The organism is Variovorax glacialis, assembly GCF_051216375.1.
Lineage (GTDB): Bacteria > Pseudomonadota > Gammaproteobacteria > Burkholderiales > Burkholderiaceae_C > Variovorax.
In genome coordinates this window covers 358,448-376,406 of the sequence record NZ_JBPJZT010000003.1, presented here as the reverse complement: position 1 = coordinate 376,406, position 17,959 = coordinate 358,448, and the positions used below count along the sequence as shown (strand labels likewise).

19 protein-coding genes are annotated in these 17,959 nt (G+C 66.3%); 8 read left to right on the top strand and 11 right to left on the bottom strand.

The annotated features are described in order from the left end of the window. Positions 1 to 24: 24 nt before the first annotated feature. Positions 25 to 936, top strand: coding sequence for a ZIP family metal transporter (locus tag ACSFBL_RS10440; RefSeq protein ID WP_435515693.1), 912 nt, complete (start codon positions 25 to 27; stop codon positions 934 to 936). Positions 937 to 1,054: 118 nt separating this feature from the next. Further along, positions 1,055 to 1,291: a hypothetical protein gene (locus ACSFBL_RS10435; protein ID WP_435515692.1), complete on the top strand. Its 237-nt coding sequence runs from the start codon at positions 1,055 to 1,057 to the stop codon at positions 1,289 to 1,291. Positions 1,292 to 1,408: 117 nt separating this feature from the next. On the opposite strand, the gene ACSFBL_RS10430 is transcribed toward ACSFBL_RS10435, so the two are convergent. Further along, a complete protein-coding gene (locus tag ACSFBL_RS10430; RefSeq protein ID WP_435515691.1) occupies positions 1,409 to 1,618 on the bottom strand; it encodes a dodecin in 210 nt (69 codons plus the stop codon). A 182-nt stretch (positions 1,619 to 1,800) separates the two neighbouring features. Here ACSFBL_RS10430 and ACSFBL_RS10425 point away from each other — a divergent pair, with 182 nt between their 5' ends. Further along, entirely contained in the window at positions 1,801 to 3,063 is a 1,263-nt protein-coding gene (locus ACSFBL_RS10425) for a glutamate carboxypeptidase (protein WP_435515690.1), read from the top strand. Between the two features lie 73 nt (positions 3,064 to 3,136). Here the strand turns inward: ACSFBL_RS10425 and ACSFBL_RS10420 are convergent, their stop codons facing one another. From ACSFBL_RS10420 to ACSFBL_RS10390, 7 genes are read right to left on the bottom strand one after another with little or no spacing between them, the layout of a single operon-like run. Further along, entirely contained in the window at positions 3,137 to 3,736 is a 600-nt protein-coding gene (locus ACSFBL_RS10420) for a DUF3299 domain-containing protein (RefSeq protein WP_435515689.1), read from the bottom strand. A 2-nt stretch (positions 3,737 to 3,738) separates the two neighbouring features. Further along, a complete protein-coding gene (locus tag ACSFBL_RS10415) occupies positions 3,739 to 5,001 on the bottom strand; it encodes an ABC transporter permease (protein WP_435515688.1) in 1,263 nt (420 codons plus the stop codon). Beyond that, positions 5,001 to 5,705: an ABC transporter ATP-binding protein gene (locus ACSFBL_RS10410; protein ID WP_435515687.1), complete on the bottom strand. Its 705-nt coding sequence runs from the start codon at positions 5,703 to 5,705 to the stop codon at positions 5,001 to 5,003. Before ACSFBL_RS10410 ends, ACSFBL_RS10415 begins: the two co-directional genes overlap by 1 nt. A 7-nt stretch (positions 5,706 to 5,712) precedes the next feature. Next, a complete protein-coding gene (locus tag ACSFBL_RS10405; RefSeq protein WP_435515686.1) occupies positions 5,713 to 6,270 on the bottom strand; it encodes a DUF2796 domain-containing protein in 558 nt (185 codons plus the stop codon). Then, a complete protein-coding gene (locus ACSFBL_RS10400; RefSeq protein WP_435515685.1) occupies positions 6,267 to 7,172 on the bottom strand; it encodes a sulfurtransferase in 906 nt (301 codons plus the stop codon). Before ACSFBL_RS10400 ends, ACSFBL_RS10405 begins: the two co-directional genes overlap by 4 nt. Positions 7,173 to 7,182: 10 nt before the next feature. After that, positions 7,183 to 8,100, bottom strand: a complete 918-nt coding sequence (locus ACSFBL_RS10395) for a DMT family transporter (RefSeq protein ID WP_435515928.1) — start codon at positions 8,098 to 8,100, stop codon at positions 7,183 to 7,185. Positions 8,101 to 8,115: 15 nt separating this feature from the next. Then, a complete protein-coding gene (locus ACSFBL_RS10390) occupies positions 8,116 to 9,249 on the bottom strand; it encodes an aromatic ring-hydroxylating oxygenase subunit alpha (RefSeq protein ID WP_435515684.1) in 1,134 nt (377 codons plus the stop codon). A gap of 282 nt (positions 9,250 to 9,531) precedes the next feature. Between ACSFBL_RS10390 and xseB the strand changes: the two genes are divergently transcribed. The 4 genes from xseB (at position 9,532) to ACSFBL_RS10370 (ending at position 13,790) form a co-directional block, all read left to right on the top strand. Next, positions 9,532 to 9,798, top strand: a complete 267-nt coding sequence (xseB, locus tag ACSFBL_RS10385; RefSeq protein WP_435515683.1) for an exodeoxyribonuclease VII small subunit — start codon at positions 9,532 to 9,534, stop codon at positions 9,796 to 9,798. Then, on the top strand, positions 9,795 to 10,712 hold the full coding sequence (locus ACSFBL_RS10380; protein ID WP_435515682.1) for a polyprenyl synthetase family protein: 918 nt from the start codon (positions 9,795 to 9,797) through the stop codon (positions 10,710 to 10,712). Before xseB ends, ACSFBL_RS10380 begins: the two co-directional genes overlap by 4 nt. A gap of 18 nt (positions 10,713 to 10,730) precedes the next feature. Further along, the gene (gene dxs / locus ACSFBL_RS10375; protein ID WP_435515681.1) at positions 10,731 to 12,617 is read left to right on the top strand and encodes a 1-deoxy-D-xylulose-5-phosphate synthase; all 1,887 of its coding nucleotides are present in this window, start codon (positions 10,731 to 10,733) and stop codon (positions 12,615 to 12,617) included. 90 nt (positions 12,618 to 12,707) lie between these two features. Continuing rightward, entirely contained in the window at positions 12,708 to 13,790 is a 1,083-nt protein-coding gene (locus ACSFBL_RS10370; protein WP_435515680.1) for a TRAP transporter substrate-binding protein, read from the top strand. A gap of 71 nt (positions 13,791 to 13,861) precedes the next feature. Here ACSFBL_RS10370 and ACSFBL_RS10365 read toward each other — a convergent pair whose 3' ends face one another. From ACSFBL_RS10365 to ACSFBL_RS10355, 3 genes are read right to left on the bottom strand one after another with little or no spacing between them, the layout of a single operon-like run. Continuing rightward, positions 13,862 to 14,356 (bottom strand): hypothetical protein, encoded by a 495-nt coding sequence (locus ACSFBL_RS10365; protein WP_435515679.1) that lies wholly within the window; start codon positions 14,354 to 14,356, stop codon positions 13,862 to 13,864. After that, complete coding sequence (locus ACSFBL_RS10360; RefSeq protein WP_435515678.1) at positions 14,353 to 15,885, bottom strand: TRAP transporter large permease; 1,533 nt, start codon at positions 15,883 to 15,885, stop codon at positions 14,353 to 14,355. Before ACSFBL_RS10360 ends, ACSFBL_RS10365 begins: the two co-directional genes overlap by 4 nt. Before the next feature lie 55 nt (positions 15,886 to 15,940). Beyond that, positions 15,941 to 16,480, bottom strand: coding sequence for a TRAP transporter small permease subunit (locus ACSFBL_RS10355; protein WP_435515677.1), 540 nt, complete (start codon positions 16,478 to 16,480; stop codon positions 15,941 to 15,943). A 172-nt stretch (positions 16,481 to 16,652) separates the two neighbouring features. Here ACSFBL_RS10355 and ACSFBL_RS10350 point away from each other — a divergent pair, with 172 nt between their 5' ends. Next, entirely contained in the window at positions 16,653 to 17,945 is a 1,293-nt protein-coding gene (locus ACSFBL_RS10350) for an SUMF1/EgtB/PvdO family nonheme iron enzyme (RefSeq protein ID WP_435515676.1), read from the top strand. Positions 17,946 to 17,959 lie beyond the last annotated feature (14 nt).

Below are 17,959 nucleotides of genomic sequence, written 5' to 3'. Positions count from 1 at the left end.
TTTGCCACCCTTGCGCAAGCAGTCATGAACTTGTTAGCCATCATCGCCGCGACCCTGGTTGCCGGCATCGGAAGTGTCTGGATCGCCGCGCTCCTGTTGCGCGTGGGCGTGCGCAGCGGCTCCGGCGGCGTGAATCCGCAGCACCTCCTGAGCCTCGCCGCCGGCGCCCTGCTGGCGACGGCCTTCATGCACCTGCTGCCCGAAGCCTTCGAAAGCCGCATCGAGCCGGCCGTGCTGTTCGGCGTGCTGCTGTTCGGGCTGGTGTTCTTCTTCCTCCTCGACAAGGCGGAGCTGTGGCATCACGGCCATGAACATCATCAGGAGGAGGGCGGTTCCGACCATGCCCATGCGCACGGGCATGACCATGGCCACGCCCACGCCCACGCCCACGCCCATTCGCATGCGCAGGCCGAGACCGGCAAGGGTGGCGGCTGGGCCGTGCTCACCGGCGACAGCGTGCATTGCTTTGGTGACGGCATCCTGATCGCGTCGGCCTTCATCGCGGACATGCGCCTGGGTCTGGTGGCCGCGATCGCGGTGCTCGCGCACGAGGTGCCCCACCACATCGGCGACCTGGTCGTGCTGCGGCAGAGTTCGTCCAACCAGCGTATCGCGCTGGTCAAGGTGTCCCTGGCCGGGACCATGACCGCGCTCGGCGGGCTCGTGGGCTGGTGGCTGGTCGACCAGTTGCACGCTTGGCTGCCGTACTTCCTGGTGCTGGCGTCCAGCAGCTTTGTCTATGTCGCGCTGGCCGACCTGATCCCGCAACTGCAGAAGCGGCTGCCCGCGCGCCAGACGGCCCTGCAGATCGTGTGGCTGGCGTTCGGCATCCTGCTCGTCACGCTGGTGAGCCAGTTCGCGCACGCCGGCCACGACCATGCGCACGACGAAGCCGGACATGACCCGGCGCACGAGGCGTCCGACCACAGGCACTGAGTGGACATACGAGGCACTTTCTGACACGCTTGTTGCCCCTTCGCCGAAGTGGCTGATCCGGCGCGGACCCACACTCGGGGTGCATCATGCGAACCATCAGTCAGCCAGGAGCCCGATCATGACCAGCGCCGACCCCCCTCTGCGTTCCGGAGAAGCCGCAGACGAACCCGAGATCGACGAGACCGAGGACACCTTGCCCGAGGACGCCGAAGATGAGTTCGAAGACGAGGAAGCCGAAGCCACCGACGAGTTGTCGGAGGAAACCGGCATCGACCTGACCGACGCCAGCGAACTCGACGCAGACAACGTGCTCGCCGACGAAGAGTTCGACCGCGTGATCCAGGCGCCGGATTGAGCTCGCCCCCAGGCTGCGCGCACTTCGTGTCGCTTCGCCTACCCCCTGCCGGGGCAATACCGGCGGCCCGGCGGAGCCGGTTCCGCGGTATTTCTGGAATGGGTGCGCGTTGGGCGGCTAGTCCTCCAGGGTGAAGCCGACTTTGATTGTCACTTGCCAGTGCGCGACCTTGCCGTCGGCCACGTGGCCGCGTGTTTCCGTCACCTCGAACCACTGGATGTTGCGGACCGATTCGCTGGCTTTGGCGATGGCGCGCTGTACGGCATCGTCGCTGCTCGTGGGTGACGAACCGGTGAGTTCGAGGAGCTTGTAGACGTGATTGGACATGGAGGTCTCCTGTCGCGGAGGGCGTGCGGATTGCACTTGCCCGCCGTGCCATGTTGGCACGTTGCGAGCGATCGTGGGGCCTAGTTGAAACCCGGGGCTCACGGCGCGTGTCACGCATTTGCTTGTGAGCGTATGGGCGTGAAATATGCTTCTCTCCGCCCTTCAACTCCCATCTTGAAACAATGAATCAACGTGCTCACGGCGCCCTTTCTTCCATCGCGCTGGCCTGCGGACTGATGTTCGCCGCCGCGTCGGCCCAGGCCGCTCCCGATGCCAAGCTTCTCGCGGCCGCTGAAAAAGCGCAGCCCGCGGTGATCGACAACCTCAAGGAGATGGTGCTGATCGAATCAGGCAGTCTCAATGTCGACGGCCTGCTCAAGATGGCGGACGTGGTCGAAGGCCAACTCAAGGGCATCGGCTTCAAGACCGAGCGTCGCAAGGCCACGGCCGGTGCGGGCGCCGACATCGTCATCGGCACGCTCAAGGGCACGGGCAAGCGCAAGATCATGCTGCAGGCGCACATGGACACGGTCTACGCGCAAGGCATCCTCGGCACGCAGCCATACAAGGTCGACGGCAACCGCATCTACGGACCCGGCATCGCGGACGACAAGGGCGGCATCGCGGTGATGCTGGCCTCGCTGAAGATCCTCGCCGATGCCGGCTGGCGCGACTACGACACGCTCACGGTGCTGTTCAACACCGACGAGGAAGTGGGCTCGGTCGGCTCGGGCGAACTGATCGCCACGATGGCCGAGCAGCACGACACCGTGCTGTCCTTCGAGCCGACTGCCGCGAAATCGGTGGCGAAGGGCGAGTCACTGCTGCTGGGTGCCGCCGGCATCGCGACGGCGACCCTCAACGTCACGGGCCGGGCAGCGCACGCGGGTGCCGCGCCCGAACTGGGCCGCAACGCGCTCTACGAACTGGCCTACCAGATGCTGCAGACGAAGGACATCCCGAAGGACACGCCTGGTGCCACGCTGAACTGGACGGTGGCGAGCGCCAACGGTCCGCTCAACCAGATCACCGCGAAGGCACAGGCGCTCGGCGACATCCGCATCACACAGCCCGGCGCGGAGAAGAAGCTCGAAGCCGCGCTGCAGAAGAAGATCGCCAGTGGCAAGCTGATTCCCGACACCGAAACCACGCTGAAGGTCGAAGTGGGCCGCCCGGCGTTCCTCGCGGGCGAAAAGGGCGCCGCGCTGGGCGCGAAGGCCCAGGCCATCTACAAGGAAATCGATCGTGAACTGGGCCTGGCGCCGATGACTGGCGGCGGCACCGATGCCGGCTTCGCAGGCCGCTCGGGCAAGGCCACGGTGCTGGAAAGCTTCGGCCTCGCGGGCTTCGGCTACCACGCGAAGGACGAGTACATCGAAGTCGATTCGATCGTGCCGCGCCTCTACCTCGTCACGCGGCTGCTGACCGAGATCGGCAAGCAGTAACCACTGCTCTTTAGCCGCGTTGATAACCCGTACAGCGCCTTCATGACGAAGCCGCTGTAGCGGGTCGGTCGCGTTACTTCGCGCCGCCGGTGTACTTGGTGACGCTGTCGGCGGTGACGTGGTAGCCGCTCACGCCCATCATCGAATCGTTGCGCAGGGTCTGCAGCTTGCCGGTGACCCACACGGTGTCCATGGCGCGGAACTTCGCACCCTGTTTCGGACGCACGTGCAGGATCTGGTTGGCCGGCGGGGGCGGGGTGTGGATGCAGGCGCCGAAGTAGGGAACCAGGAGGAACTCGGTGACTTCGCCCTTGTTCTCTTCGAGCGGCACGATGAAGCCGGGGATCTTCACCTCGACGCCGTTCATCGCGGCGTTGGTCGGCGCGTTGTTCGACGCGTCCTGGAGCTTCATGAGCATCTCGTTGGCGCGCGGGTCGCTGTCGTCGAGCTTGCTCAGGTCCATGCCCTTGAGTTCCTTCATCGGATCCCAGTCTTTGGGCACGAGCTCTTCCCACGAAATGACGCGAGGCTGGCCCGGCGCGGCCTTGGCATCCGCTGGCTTGCCGCCGAGCGGGTTGGTGGGCGAGGTCGCCTGCGGCGAAGGTTCGGCCGCGAGCGCACTGCCGGCGATGACGACCGCGAGAAGGAAGGAAACGGGAAGGCGCAAGGTCATGTTCATATCCTGGGTGAAAGCCCATCCGCCAGGGAGAGGCGATAGGCGCGAATGCCAGGCAGCAGGCTGGCCACCCAGCCGGCGACCAGAAGGCTCGCAATCAAGGTCCATTCGTTCAGTGTAGGTTCGGACAGGTGGAGCGCGAGTCCGAACTGCGATTGAAGCCAGGGCGAGAGCAGGGCGATGCCGAGCACGGCGAAGACGAGGCCGATCGCCACGCCCAGCAGCGTGACCAGGGCACCCTCGAGCGCCAGCAGCGCGAGCACGTGCCGCAGGCTCGCGCCGACCGCGCGCAGCACGGCCAGCTCTCGGCGCCGCTCGTTGAGGCTCGCCATCACCACCGACACCAACCCTGCGAGGCTGACGAGCGCGACCAGCGCCGACATCAGCAGCAGCGCGTTCTCGCCGATGCCGATCACGCTCCAAAGCTCGTCGAGCGCGACGCCCGGGAGGATGGCCATCAAGGGCTCGTCGGCGTAAGTGGAGATCCACCGCTGCACCGCGAACACGGCGGAACGGTTCTTCAGGCCGACCAGCGCGGCCGTCACGTTCTTCGGCGTGAGGTCGAACTTGCGCACCTGTTCGGCGGGGATCTTCACGCCCGGCATTGGCGCACCGCCGACCCATTCGAGGTGGATGGCTTCCATCGCCGAAAGCCCGATGTGCACCGTGCGGTCGACCGGGGTGCCGGTGCGCGCGAGCACGCCCACGACCGTGAAGGGCTTGTCGGCATGTTCGGAAACGTTGAGCTCGCCGCTGCCGTGTGCCAGCGTGATCTTCTGGCCGACGTGATAGCCCAGCTTGTCGGCCACCTCGGCGCCGACGACTGCGTCGAACAGATCGCTGAAGGGCTTGCCCTCGCGCAACTGGAGCGTCTGGCGATTGCCGTAGTGGAAGTGCTCGAAGTAGGCGGGCGTGGTCGCCAGCACCGAGAAGCCGCGGTGCGAGTCGCCCAGCGACAGTGGCACGACCCAGTCCACCCCGGGGTGCGCGGCGAGTGCCTGCACGCTCTTCCACTGCATGTTGTTGGTCGCAGCGCCGATGCGGAACACGGAATAGAGCAGCAACTGCGTCGAGCCGGTGCGCGCGCCGACGATGAGGTCGGTGCCCGACACCGACGACGAGAAGTTCTCGCGCAGTTCGGTGCGGATGCGTTCGACGCCGAGGAGCAGGAAGGTCGACAGCGCGATCGACAGCACGGTGAGCGCGAGTGTGAAGCGCCGATTCCATGCGCTGCGCCAGGCGATGCCGAAGAGGGCCCTCATCAGCGAGCCTCCCCGGAAGCGGCGCGATTGATCTCGGGCAGCAGCACGTGGCGCGAGAAGCGCTCGGCGATGCGCCGGTCATGGCTCACGAACACGAGTGCGCTGTGGTTCGTCTCGCACGCCGAAAGCAGCACGTCGAGGAAAGCCTCGCGGCGGTCTTCGTCAAGCGCCGAGGTCGGCTCGTCGGCGATCACCACTTCGGGATGGCCGATGAGCGCGCGCGCGGCGGCCACGCGTTGCTGTTGGCCGACCGACAGTCGCATCGCCTGCCGATGCCACAGGCTGGCATCGAGGCCCATCTGGCCCAGCAGCGCTTCGGCCTGCTCGCGCGCCGTGCCGTCGCGCGAGGCCCGCGCCATGCGCCGCTCCGAGAAGCGGCAGGGCAGCAGCACGTTGTCGAGGACGCTGAGATACGGCAGGAGGTTGAACTGCTGGAAGATGTAGCCGACATGCGCGACGCGCGACCGGTCGCGCGCGGCGCCGGACTGTGCGGCCCAGTCATGTCCGAGCAGGGTGATGCGCCCCGAGTTCGCCACCAGCACACCGGCCAGCAGCGACAGCAGCGTGCTCTTGCCGCAGCCGCTCGGGCCGTGCAGGAAGACGGCTTCACCGGCCGAGATGTCGAGGCGTTCGATGTCGATGCAGGGCGCGCTGGTACCCGGCCAGGCAAAGCGCAGCGACTCGGCAGAAAGAACGAGGCTCACGTGCGAATCACTTGCTCCAGGTCAGTCGCGTGGCCGGCCGTTTCAGCGTGCGCTTGAACTGGCCCTGCGGCGAAGCGATCTGCGCCTCGATCTGGCGTGGCCCCTTGAAGGAGTTGAAGAGATCGATCTCGATGAACTTCGCGGCCGAGGCATTGGTGCAGTTGAACGCGAAGGTGCCGTCGAGGTCGGCATGACCTTCGGCGGCATTGGCCTCGGGCTTGCCCAGGCCCAGCGCCGCGGAGCGCAGCGTGACCGGGCCGAGCTTGCAGTTGGCCGTGGGATCGATCTGGAAAAGGCGATCCGCTGCGCGCAACTGCGCGACGGCATCGTCGACCGTCTTCTTCTCGGCATCGGTGCGGGGCGCGCGCTCGAAGCCGACGAAGTTGTCCAGCGGCGATTCCATTTCGATCACGACGGTCGGGCCTTCGATCACGACGTCGAGCTTGACCTGGCCATGCACGTGGGCGCGCTGGACTTGCTGGGCCGAGGCGGTGAAAGGGAATGCGGAGAGGGTGAAGAGAGCGGTCAGGGCAAGGGTCGGGATCAGCCTGCGCGTCAGGATCATGGTTGTGCGCCTTGCCGGGTCGGCAGCCCCGGCGTGTTGCTCCACTCGCTCCAGCTGCCGGCATAGAGCGCGGTCGGCCCGAGTCCCGCGATCTGCATCGCGAGAAGATTGGGCAGCGCGCTCACGCCGCTGCCGCAGTGGTGGACGACCGTGGTGGGATCTCGGCCCGCCAGCAGTGATTCGAATTCAGCGCGCAATTGCGCGGCCGGCTTGAACTTCCCGTCGGGACCGAGGTTCTCGGTAAAGGGCCGGTTCAGGGCCCCCGGGATGTGACCGGCGATCGGGTCCAGAGGTTCCACCTCGCCGCGATATCTTGCAGCGGCGCGCGCATCGATCAGCGTCTGGTCAGATTGCGCCAGATGCGCCAGCACCCGCTTCGTATCGGCGAGCAGGAGCAGCGGCTCGCCGGTCACGAAGTTCGACTGGAAATGCGAGGGCTCCTCGCCGCTGGCGATCTTGCCGCCCGCCGCCTGCCAGGCCTGCAGGCCGCCGTCGAGCACGGCCACGGCATCGTGACCCATCCACTTGAGCATCCACCAGAGGCGGCCGCAGTAGTTGGCGCCCTTGCGGTCGTAGACCACCGCCTGCATGTTGTTGGCGAAGCCGACGCTCGACAGCCAGCCAGCGAACTTCTCGCGGCTCGGCAGCGGATGGCGGCCGCCTGAAGCGGGCGGCCCGTCGTCCTGCGCCACGACCACGCCATGCGCACCGGCCACGCCGTGCTTCGCGCTGAGGTCGGTGTCGAGGTTGGCGTACACCGCGCCGGGAATGTGTGCCGCGCGGTACTGCTGGGCGCCGGCGTCGGGCTTCGTCAGGTCGAAGGTGCAGTCGAAGACCATCCACGGCGTGTCGCTCGCCTGCAGGGCCATCAGCGCTTCGGCGGAAATCAGGGTCGTGTCCATTCGAATTCCTTCAGTGTTCCTCGGCCGGGGCCTTCGGCAACGAGCGTTGACGCAACACCGTGGCCGCGATGCCGCTCGCGACGATCAGCGCCATACCGAACCAGCCTCCCGCATCGATGCGGTCCCCGAAAAGCAGCACGCTGTACATCGCGGCAAAGACAATGCCCGAATACTGGAGATTGGCAACCACCAGCGTACCGCTTTCGGTCTTGGCGCTCGCATAGGCGCGCGTCATGCAGAGCTGGCCGAGCGCAGCCAGCACGCCGACGGGCAGCAGCCAGAAGGCGTGGGCCAAGGTCCACTCGGCCCACGGCGTGGACTCGCCCAGCGCCGTACCAAGGCCGCCTGCGACAGCCGATCCCACTGCGAAATAGAACACCGTGCGCGCTTCGGGCTCGCCAAGGCGCGAGAGCGCCACCACCTGCATGTAGGCGAATGCGGCCGTGAGCCCCGACAGCAGACCCATGAGGCCCGCGAAGCCCTGGTTGTCGCCGACGGTCGGCTTGAGCATCAGCACGACACCGCCGAAGCCCGCGAGCACCGTGAGGACCAGCGGCCCCTGCAGGGGCGGACGCGGCACGCTGCCGTCGCGCCCCGGCACCGGCACCCAGGCGAGCAGGGCGCCGCCAACCAGGAATGCCGCGATCCAGACGCTGCTCATGTAGTTCAGCGTCATCGCGGTGGCGAGCGGCATATGAGCGATGGCGTAGAACCACGCGCCCAGCGACACCACGCCGATCATGCTGCGCCATGCATGCATGCCCGGGTATTTCGTCGCGAGCGTGACGCCGCGGCTGCGCGCGAGCAACCACAGGAACACGATGCCGATCAGGCCGCGATAGAGCACCAGCTCGGCGCTCGAAAACCAGGCCGAGGCGATCTTCACGCACACGCCCATGGTGGCGAAGATCAGTGCGCCCAGCACCATCCAGAGCGCCTGCACTTAGCTCATCTCGCGGCGGTACCACTCGTGGAACTGCTGCATGCCGTCTTCCATCGGGCTCTGATAGGGGCCGCTCTCGTCGTCCCCGCGCAGCATCAGGGCGCGGCGCCCGGCATCCATGCGTTCGGCGATCTCGTCGTCCTCGACGCAGGTCTCCATGTAGGCGGCCTGCTGGGCCTCGACGAATTCGCGTTCGAACGCGACGATTTCCTCGGGGTAGAAGAACTCGACCATGTTGAGCGTCTTCTGCGGCCCGATGGGGTGCAGCGTCGAGACGGTCAGCACGTGCGGATACCACTCGACCATCACGTGCGGGTAGTAGGTGAGCCAGATCGCGCCGTACTTCGGCGGCTTGCCCTCGCGGTACTTCAGGAGTTGCTCCTGCCAGCGCTGGTAGACCGGGCTGCCCGCACGGCCGAGGCGGTTGGCGACGCCGACCGTCTGCACCGAGAAATGCCGGTTGAATTCCCAGCGCAGATCGTCGCAGGTCACGAAGCTTCCGAGCCCCGGATGAAACGGGCCCACGTGGTAGTCCTCGAGGTACACCTCGATGAAGGTCTTCCAGTTGTAGTTGCACTCGTGCAGCTCGACGCGGTCCAGCGCGTAGCCCTCGAAATCCAGGTCCGCGCGCGGGCCGAGGCTGGCGAGGTCGGCTGCGACGTCACGGCCCTTGCCATCGGCGTTCTTCTCGAACAGCAGGCCGTTCCACTCGGTCAGCGGGTAGTTGTGCAGATTGAGGCAGGGGTCCTGCTCGAAGTGCGGTGCACCGATCAACGTGCCGGTGGAACGCGGGTCCGCCGCCGCATAGGTCCACCGGTGCAGGGGGCAGACGATGTTGCCGCCGGTGTTGGCGTCGAGTTGCCCGCGGTCCCTGAGGATCAGGGCCTGGCGATGCCGGCACACGTTCGAGATCAGTTCCACGCCCTTGGGCGTGTGGACCAACGCGCGCCCTTGCTGCTCCTGCGGCAAGGTGTGGAAGTTGCCCGCTTCGGGCACCGCCAGCCGATGGCCGACATAACGCGGCCCGGCCGCAAAGAGCGTTTGCATCTCGCGGGCATAGAGCGCCTCGTCGAAGTACGCGGAAACTGGGAGTTGGCTCGAAGCCTGCTGCAGTTGAAGACTTAAATCAGACATGGGTGACCTGACCAAGCTCCCCACAGGGAGAGAAAGAGAACGGAAGGCTGCCGTCGAAGAAGAGGACGACCCGAAGATTGCGCCGGCTCCTGCCGGCCAAAGAGGGCGGATTGTACCCCGGAGAAATGTCCGCGTAGCCCCGGATCGGTATTCACCAGAGCTGCCGCGGACCCGGCTCCGCCGGTCCGCCGGCAGCGCCCCCCCGGAGGGGGGGAGGAGGCCACACGAAGTGGGCAAGCCTGGGGGAATCTAAAATGCCAGGTTTCACCCACGTCTCAGCGCATGCCCAAGGTGCCATCCTCCTCCGCGTCGGCCTCGCCGGACGCACCCGATACCGGTGCGCTGCCCGCGACCTACGAAGCCGGCCTCCAGGAGCTCGAACAACTCGTGACCGAACTCGAATCCGGCCAGTTGCCGCTCGACCAGTTGCTCGGAAGCTACCAGCGTGGCGCCGCCCTGCTCGCGTTCTGCCGCGACAAGCTGCAAGCGGTCGAAGACCAGATCAAGGTGCTCGACGCGGGCAGCCTGAAGGTCTGGGCAGGCGAATGACGGTCGCCGACACCCTGCGTTGGGATTCCGCCCGACTTGCCGCCTGGAGCGAGCCCAAACTGGCCCGCGTCGAAGCCGCGTTGTCCGAATGGGTCGGCGTCGACGCGCCGGTCGAACTCGGCGATGCCATGCGCTATGCCGTCCTCGACGGCGGCAAGCGACTGAGGCCGCTGCTGGTCTTCGCTGCGAGCGAGGCCGTCGGCGGTCACGCCGAAGCCGCCTTGCGCGCGGCGTGTTCGGTCGAACTGATCCATGCCTATTCGCTGGTGCACGATGACCTTCCGTGCATGGACAACGACGTGCTGCGTCGTGGCAAGCCCACGGTGCATGTGAAGTTCGGCGAAGCCGACGCACTGCTGGCCGGCGATGCGCTGCAGGCGCTGGCCTTCGAATTGCTGACCCCCGAAGACGACGACATCGTGCCGGCCGTGCAGGCGAAGCTGTGCCGCCTCCTGGCGCGCGCGGCCGGCAGCCAGGGCATGGCAGGCGGCCAGGCGATCGACCTGGCGAGCGTCGGGCTCGCGCTCGACGAAGCCCAACTGCGCGAGATGCATCGCATGAAGACGGGCGCCCTGCTGCAGGGCAGCGTGGAAATGGGCGCCGCCTGCGGCGATGTGCTCGCGCCCCAGGTGCTCGCAGCGTTGCGCGAATACGGCGCGGCCATGGGCCTCGCCTTCCAGGTGGTCGACGACATCCTGGACGTCATCGCCGATTCCGAAACGCTCGGCAAGACCGCAGGCAAGGACGCCGCGAGCGACAAGCCCACCTACGTGTCGCTGCTCGGCCTCGACGGCGCCCGCGCGCAGGCGCGCGACCTGCTCGCTCAGGCGCTCGCTGCCCTGGACAGGAGCACACTGGCCGATACCGGCGCACTGCGCGCACTGGCCCACATGGTCGTGGACCGCGATCGATAGAGAACAACAAACTTCCCCATGGCTCCGCTGCTTCCCACTATCCACGATACCTCCGTCCTGCGTCACTTCGACCGCGCCCAGCTCAAGCAACTGGCCGACGAGGTGCGCACCTGCGTGCTTGACAACGTGTCGCGCACCGGCGGGCATCTCAGCTCGAACCTCGGCACGGTGGAGCTCACGGTTGCACTGCATCACGTGTTCAACACGCCGCACGACCGGCTGGTGTGGGACGTGGGCCACCAGACCTATCCCCACAAGATCCTCACCGGCCGACGCGAGCGCATGCCCACCCTGCGGCAGCTCGGCGGCATCTCCGGATTTCCGCAGCGCACCGAAAGCGAGTACGACACCTTCGGCACCGCCCATTCGTCGACCAGCATCTCGGCGGCTCTCGGCATGGCCATGGCCGCGCGGCAGAAGGGCGAGGACCGGCATGCCGTCGCGATCATCGGCGACGGCGCGCTCACCGCTGGCATGGCCTTCGAGGCGCTGAACAACGCAGGCGTCTGCGACGACTGCAAGCTGCTGGTGATCCTGAACGACAACGACATGTCGATCAGCCCGCCGGTCGGCGCGCTCAACCGCTACCTCGCGCAATTGATGAGCGGCAACTTCTACGCCGCCGCCAAGAACGTCGGCAAGAGCGTGCTGCGCGCGGCACCGCCGCTCTTCGAGCTGGCCAAGCGCTTCGAGCAGCATGCCAAGGGCATGGTGGTGCCGGCTACGCTGTTCGAGCAGTTCGGCTTCAACTACGTCGGGCCGATCGACGGGCACGACCTCGATTCGCTCGTGCCGACGCTCGAGAACCTCAAGCACCTGCAAGGGCCGCAGTTCCTGCACGTGGTCACGAAGAAGGGGCAGGGCTACAAGTTGGCCGAGGCCGACCCCGTGGCCTATCACGGTCCGACCAAGTTCGATCCGGCCGTCGGTCTGGTCAAGCCGGCGACCGCGCCCAAGCAGACCTTCACGCAAGTGTTCGGCACCTGGCTGTGCGACATGGCCGCGCAGGATGGACGCCTCGTCGGCATCACCCCGGCGATGCGCGAGGGTTCCGGGCTCGTCGAATTCGAGCAGCGCTTTCCCGGTCGCTACTACGACGTGGGCATCGCCGAACAGCATTCGGTGACGTTCGCGGCAGGCCTCGCCTGCGAGGGCCTCAAGCCCGTGGTGGCCATCTACTCGACCTTCCTGCAGCGCGCGTACGACCAGCTCATCCACGACGTCGCGATCCAGAACCTGCCTGTGGTGTTCGCGCTCGACCGCGCCGGCCTCGTGGGCGCGGATGGCGCAACGCATGCGGGCGCGTACGACATCCCCTTCCTGCGCTGCGTGCCCAACATGAGCGTGGCATGCCCGGCGGACGAAGCCGAATGCCGCCAGCTGCTGACCACGGCCTACGAACAGAACCATCCGGTCGCGGTGCGTTATCCGCGTGGCGCCGGGGCCGGCGTCACGCCGCATCTCACGCTCGATGCACTGCCCTTCGGCAAGGGCGAGATCCGTCGCGAGGGCCGTCGCATCGCGATCCTCGCGTTCGGCACCTTGCTCTATCCCGCACTCAGGGCGGGCGAGGCACTCGATGCCACGGTGGTCAACATGCGCTGGGCCAAGCCGCTCGACGTCGAACTGCTGTTGAAGGTCGCCGGCACGCACGATGCGATCGTGACGGTCGAAGAGGGCGCCATCATGGGTGGTGCCGGCAGCGCGGTGCTGGAAGCCCTGCAGGCCGCCGGGATCCAGAAGCCCGTGCTGCAGCTGGGCCTGCCCGACCGCTTCATCGAACATGGCGATCCGGCCAAGCTGCTCGCCAGCATCGGCCTTGACGCGGAAGGCATCGAAGGCTCCATCGCGCAGCGCTTCGACAGCCTGGTTTCCGCAGGGAAAACCCGCCCCGGTGTCGTGTAAGCACTTTTTACAATGTTGCTCGACTAACCTAGTCAGCAACGCGGCCACAAGCCGCGTTCTCGTTTTTCCCAAGCACCCGGAGTGATTTCAATGGATCGTCGTTCCCTCATCAAAAACGCAGGCATTGCCGGCGTTCTCGCCGCCGGCATCGCGCCTGCTGTTCATGCGCAGGCCGCAGTCCGCTGGCGGCTGGCCTCGAGCTTCCCCAAGTCGCTCGACACCATTTTCGGAACGGCCGAAACTTTCTCCAAGAGCGTGAGCGACATGACGGGCGGCAAGTTCCAGATCTCGGTGCATGCCGGTGGTGAACTGATGCCCGCATTCGGCGTGGTCGATGGCGTGCAGAACGCTTCGGTCGAAATGGCACACACCGCACCCTACTACTTCTACGGCAAGGACCCGACCTTCTGCCTCGGCTGCGCAGTGCCCTTCGGCCTCAACACCCGCCAGATGAATGCGTGGATGTACGAAGGCAACGGCCTGAAGCTGATGCGTGACTTCTACGCCAAGTACAACATCTACAACCTGCCGGGCGGCAACACGGGTGCGCAGATGGGCGGCTGGTTCCGCAAGGAAATCAAGTCGGTCGCCGACTTGAAGGGCCTGAAGTTCCGCACGAACCCGTTCGCCGGACGCGTGCTCGAACCCTTCGGCGTGATTCCCCAGTCGATCCCCGGCGCCGACCTGTACCCCGCACTCGAAAAGGGCACCCTGGACGCGCTCGAATGGGTCGGACCCTACGACGACCAGAAGCTCGGCTTCAACAAGGTCGCGCCGTTCTACTACTACCCCGGCTGGTGGGAAGGTGGTCCGCAACTGGACTTCTACATCAACACCAAGGCCTGGGAAGGTCTGTCGGCCGAGTACAAGGCCATCGTCACCGCCGCGGCTGCACAAGCCAACATCGGCATGACGGCGAAGTACGACGCACGCAATCCGATCGCGCTGAAACAACTGGTGGGTTCCGGCACGAAGCTGCGTCCCTTTACGCAGGACGTGATGAACGCGGCCTTCAAGTCGTCGCAGCAGATCTATTCCGACCTCAACGCCAGCAACCCGGAGTGGAAGAAGGTCTACAGCGACTACGCGAAGTTCCTCGCCGACCAGAACGCCTGGTTCCGCTTCACCGAAGGCACCTTCGACCGCTTCATGCAACAGCAGAAGCTGTCGTAAGAGGGTCTCCGGCGCAAGCCGGTGTCCAGAAGCACAAGCCCCGCTGGCGACAGCGGGGCTTTCTTTTGCGCCTACGGCTCTTGTTGCTGGGACTTGTGCGGAAAGCTGCGCGCCGCAACACGCTCGGCAAAGCCGGTCAGCAGGCGCGCGTCCGCCGAATGGATCCATGTGACCGCGCCATTGCGACGACGCACCAGCAGGCGCGGCGCGATGACGCGTTCGAGCCAGCGCCAGTGCACGAGCTTGAGATGCGCGACGTCGGCGGCATGCTCGCGCTTGTTCCACAGCCAAGTCTGCGTGAGCACGTCGCCGTCGAGGCGCGTCCGGCTGTTGACGATCCAGTAGCCCATCCAGGCGATGCACACCGCGGCCAGGCCGAACAGCACGAGGCTCCCGGTCGACCACGATGCACCGCTGAGCGCAGGCACGCTCCAGATCCCGAAACCGATCAGGTCGATCACCACGATGATCGCGAGGATGCGGACGAAGGTCGGATAGGCCGGGCTCTCGAGCGCGACCGCCGGCTCGCCTTGCGTGCCGGGGTCTCCGACTTCGGCGGTGCTCACTGCTTGGGCGCTTCCGGCTCCGCGGGGGCGGGCGCCGGCTCCTCGGGCGTGGCCTGTTTCTGGTTGCCGAACGGGTCTTCCATGTTCATGCCGCTGTTGTCCGACCCTTGCGATTCGGCCGGCATTTCAAGCTGCACCTTGTCCACGTCGACCACCACCTTCTTGTCGAGGAACACGGTGACGGTCTGCGGGAAGAAGATCACGATTCCCACCAGCAGCAGTTGCAGACCGACCCACGGAATCGCGCCGAGGTAGATGTCGCGCGACTCGATCTTCCGCGGCAGCGCGCCGTTCTTGAACAGCGTGTCCGCGATGCCGCGCAGGTAGAACAGCGCGAAGCCGAAGGGTGGATGCATGAACGAGGTCTGCATGTTCACGCACAGCAGCACGCCGAACCAGACCATGTCGATGCCGAGCTTTGCGGCGACCGGGCCCAGCATGGGCAGGATGATGAAGGCGATCTCGAAGAAGTCGAGGAAGAAGGCCAGGAAGAAGACGAAGATGTTGACGACGATCAGGAAGCCGATCTGTCCGCCCGGCAGGCCGGAGAGCATGTGCTCGATCCACTTCGCGCCGTCGACGCCCTGGAACACCAGCGAGAACATCCGCGAGCCGATCAGGATGAACACCACCATGGCTGTCAGGCGCATGGTTCCGTCCATCGCGTCCTTCAGCATCCGCCAGTTGAGCCGGCGATGGATCGCCGCCAGGATCAGCGAGCCCACGGCACCCATGGCGCCGGCCTCGGTCGGCGTCGCGATCGCGTGGTCCATGAAGGGGAGGCCGCCCATCGAGCCGAGCACCGCGAAGATCAGGATCGCCGACGGGATGATGCCGCGCAGGCACTTGCCCCACAGCGCCCAGCCGCTGAGCGTGCGCGCCGAAGCCGGCACGCCCGGCACGTAGCTGGGACGGATGCGCGCCACCAGGAAGGTGTAGATCGCGAAGATCAGCACCTGCAGGATCGACGGACCCCAGGCGCCCTTGTACATCTGCCCGACGTCGGTGCCGAGCTGATCGGCCATGACGATGAGCACCAGCGACGGCGGCACGAGCTGCGTGATGGTGCCGGAGGCCGCCAGCACGCCGGTCGAATAGCGCATGTTGTAGCCGTAGCGCATCATCACCGGCAGCGAGATCATCGCCATCGCGATCACCTGGCCCGCCACGGTACCGGTGATGGCGCCGAGGATGAAGCCGACGATGATCACCGAGTAGCCCAGGCCGCCGCGGATCGGGCCGAAGAGCTGGCCCATCGAGTCGAGCATGTCCTCGGCCAGGCCGCACTTCTCGAGCACTGCGCCCATCAGCGTGAAGAACGGGATGGCCAGCAGCGTTTCGTTCGACAGGATGCCGAACACGTTCAGCGGCAGGTTGGCCATGAAGCCGGCCGGGAACCAGCCCATCTCGATCGCGAAGAAGCCGCTGAAAAGTCCCAGCGCGGCCAGCGAGAACGCGACCGGAAACCCGATCAGCATGATCACGACCAGCCCCGCGAACATGATCGGGGCGAAGTTTTCCATTTCCATTTTTCTTATCCTGCGAAGCGATGCGAGAGGCGGTCGGGGCTCGTGGAGGCGGCGCTCATTGCACCGGCTTCTCGTAGTGCGTGTCCATCTCGATCAGTCCGCGCAGGTAGGCGATGCGCTTGATGATTTCAGCCACGCCTTGCAGGAACATCGCGCCGAAGCCCAGCGGCATCATCAGCGCGGCCGGCCAGCGGATGAGGCCGCCGATGTTGCCGGAGATCTCGCCCGTGCGCAGCATGTTGAGGAAGAAGGGGAGGGTCAGCCAGAAGAGCAGGCCCATCACGGGCAGCAGGAAGAACACCAGGCCGAAGAGATCGACGTAGACGGGACCGTTGCGCTTGAGCTTGCCGTAGATGATGTCGACGCGCACGTGTTCATTGAGCTTCAGGACGATTGGCGCGCCCAGCATGACGGTGGCTGCGAACAGATACCACTGGATCTCGAGCCACGCGTTGTTGCTGAGGTCCAGGCCGTAGCGGATGACTGCATTGCCCGCCGAGATGACCGAAGCGGCCAGCACGGCCCAGGCGGCCACCTTGCCGAACTGGGCGCTGATCCAGTCCATGGCGAGTGTGAATTTGAGAAATGCGGGCAATTGCTTGTCTCCCTGCGGGATGAAAACGGTCAAATCGATATTGGCGCGCGCGGCGCAAAGCCCGCAATGGTAACGCTCTGTTGCCGAGACGCTCCTTGGCGCGGGTGCCCGGGTTTACCCGATGGGCGCCGCGTCGGCGGGGCTCTGCGAGCGGGTCTCGCCATAATGGCCCATGCCTTCGAGTCCGCCGTCATCGACGCCATTCAGCACGTCCGGCCACCCGCATTCGATCGACTCGCAGGACATGCGTCGTGCGGGGCGCGAACTGCTGTCGCTGGCGCTGATCGATGCGCGCAATCACACGCTGCATCTGCTCGCCCTGTACGAACAGGCGCTCGGCTCGGCCGTGCTGGCCGTGCCACGGGTCGAGGGTGTCGATCCGCCGGTTTGGCTCGCCGGCCACATCGGGTGGTTTGCGGAGTGGTGGATCGCGCGCAACACGCAGCGGTCGTTCGGCGCGGCATGCCCGGTGCGGCCGACGCGCCTCGCCGCGATCGAGCCCTACGCCGACGCCTGGTGGAACCCCTCGCAAAGCGATGTGCAGGAACGCTGGTCGCCCGAGATGCCCGATCTGGCGCAGACCAAGGCCTACCTGCTCGAAACGCTGGAGAGCACGCTCGAACTGCTCGAGCATGCGGCGGAGACCGACGCCGGCCTCTACTTCTATCGTCTCGCCTTGTTCCATGAAGACCTGCGCGGCGAGCAACTGGTCGTCATGGCGCAGACGCTGGGCCTGCCGCTGGGCATCGAACTGCCACCAGCCGCCGTCACGCGAGAGCCGCTGCTCGTGCCGTCGACGCCATGGGCGCTCGGGTTGTCCGATGCGGGATTCGCCTTCGCGCAGGAGCGTGGCCAGCAGCAGGTCGATGTGCCGGAGTTCGAGATCGATGCGCAGCCCGTGACCTGGAGCCAGTACGTCGAGTTCGTCGACGACGGCGGCTACGACCGAGTCGAACTGTGGCGCCCCGAAGGCCTGCAGTGGCTGGCGGAGCAGGCAGAAGGGCGTCGCGGCCCGCGACACGTCGAGCAGATCGGCGCGGCTCGCCATGGCACCGGCGGCTCGGTGCTGCAACAGCATTTCGGCCGCACCGTGCGCGCCGCGGGCAACCAGAGCGCGGTGCACGTGAGCTGGTGGGAGGCGGATGCATGGGCACGCTGGGCGGGTCGCCGCATCGTCACCGAGGTCGAATGGGAGATCGCGGCGCACACTGCCGGGCGACGGGGCTTCCGCTGGGCCGACGTCCACGAGTGGTGCGCGGGCACCCTGCAGCCCTGGGAAGGCTTCGCCGCCGACCCCTGGAGCGAAGGCAGCGAGTTCGATCCGCAAGCGGCTTTCGGCCGGGCGCGCGTGCTGCGCGGCGCGTCGTTCGCCACGCGCGCGCGGCTTCGGTCGCCCAAGCGACGCAGCTTTGCGCTGCCCGGGCGCGACGACGGCTTCTTCGGATTCAGGACCTGCTCGCTGTAGCCCGATGCCGCAGG

Coding starts and splice junctions, on each gene's coding strand:
- ACSFBL_RS10425 (WP_435515690.1), top strand. CDS start 1,801: ATGAATCAACGTGCTCACGGCGCCCTTTCTTCCATCGCGCTGGCCTGC.
- ACSFBL_RS10395 (WP_435515928.1), bottom strand. CDS start 8,100: ATGGTGCTGGGCGCACTGATCTTCGCCACCATGGGCGTGTGCGTGAAG.
- ACSFBL_RS10360 (WP_435515678.1), bottom strand. CDS start 15,885: ATGGAAATGGAAAACTTCGCCCCGATCATGTTCGCGGGGCTGGTCGTG.
- ACSFBL_RS10405 (WP_435515686.1), bottom strand. CDS start 6,270: ATGATCCTGACGCGCAGGCTGATCCCGACCCTTGCCCTGACCGCTCTC.
- dxs (WP_435515681.1), top strand. CDS start 10,731: ATGGCTCCGCTGCTTCCCACTATCCACGATACCTCCGTCCTGCGTCAC.
- ACSFBL_RS10390 (WP_435515684.1), bottom strand. CDS start 9,249: ATGTCTGATTTAAGTCTTCAACTGCAGCAGGCTTCGAGCCAACTCCCA.
- ACSFBL_RS10415 (WP_435515688.1), bottom strand. CDS start 5,001: ATGAGGGCCCTCTTCGGCATCGCCTGGCGCAGCGCATGGAATCGGCGC.
- ACSFBL_RS10370 (WP_435515680.1), top strand. CDS start 12,708: ATGGATCGTCGTTCCCTCATCAAAAACGCAGGCATTGCCGGCGTTCTC.
- ACSFBL_RS10380 (WP_435515682.1), top strand. CDS start 9,795: ATGACGGTCGCCGACACCCTGCGTTGGGATTCCGCCCGACTTGCCGCC.
- ACSFBL_RS10420 (WP_435515689.1), bottom strand. CDS start 3,736: ATGACCTTGCGCCTTCCCGTTTCCTTCCTTCTCGCGGTCGTCATCGCC.
- ACSFBL_RS10400 (WP_435515685.1), bottom strand. CDS start 7,172: ATGGACACGACCCTGATTTCCGCCGAAGCGCTGATGGCCCTGCAGGCG.
- ACSFBL_RS10430 (WP_435515691.1), bottom strand. CDS start 1,618: ATGTCCAATCACGTCTACAAGCTCCTCGAACTCACCGGTTCGTCACCC.
- ACSFBL_RS10435 (WP_435515692.1), top strand. CDS start 1,055: ATGACCAGCGCCGACCCCCCTCTGCGTTCCGGAGAAGCCGCAGACGAA.
- ACSFBL_RS10440 (WP_435515693.1), top strand. CDS start 25: ATGAACTTGTTAGCCATCATCGCCGCGACCCTGGTTGCCGGCATCGGA.
- ACSFBL_RS10350 (WP_435515676.1), top strand. CDS start 16,653: ATGCCTTCGAGTCCGCCGTCATCGACGCCATTCAGCACGTCCGGCCAC.
- xseB (WP_435515683.1), top strand. CDS start 9,532: ATGCCCAAGGTGCCATCCTCCTCCGCGTCGGCCTCGCCGGACGCACCC.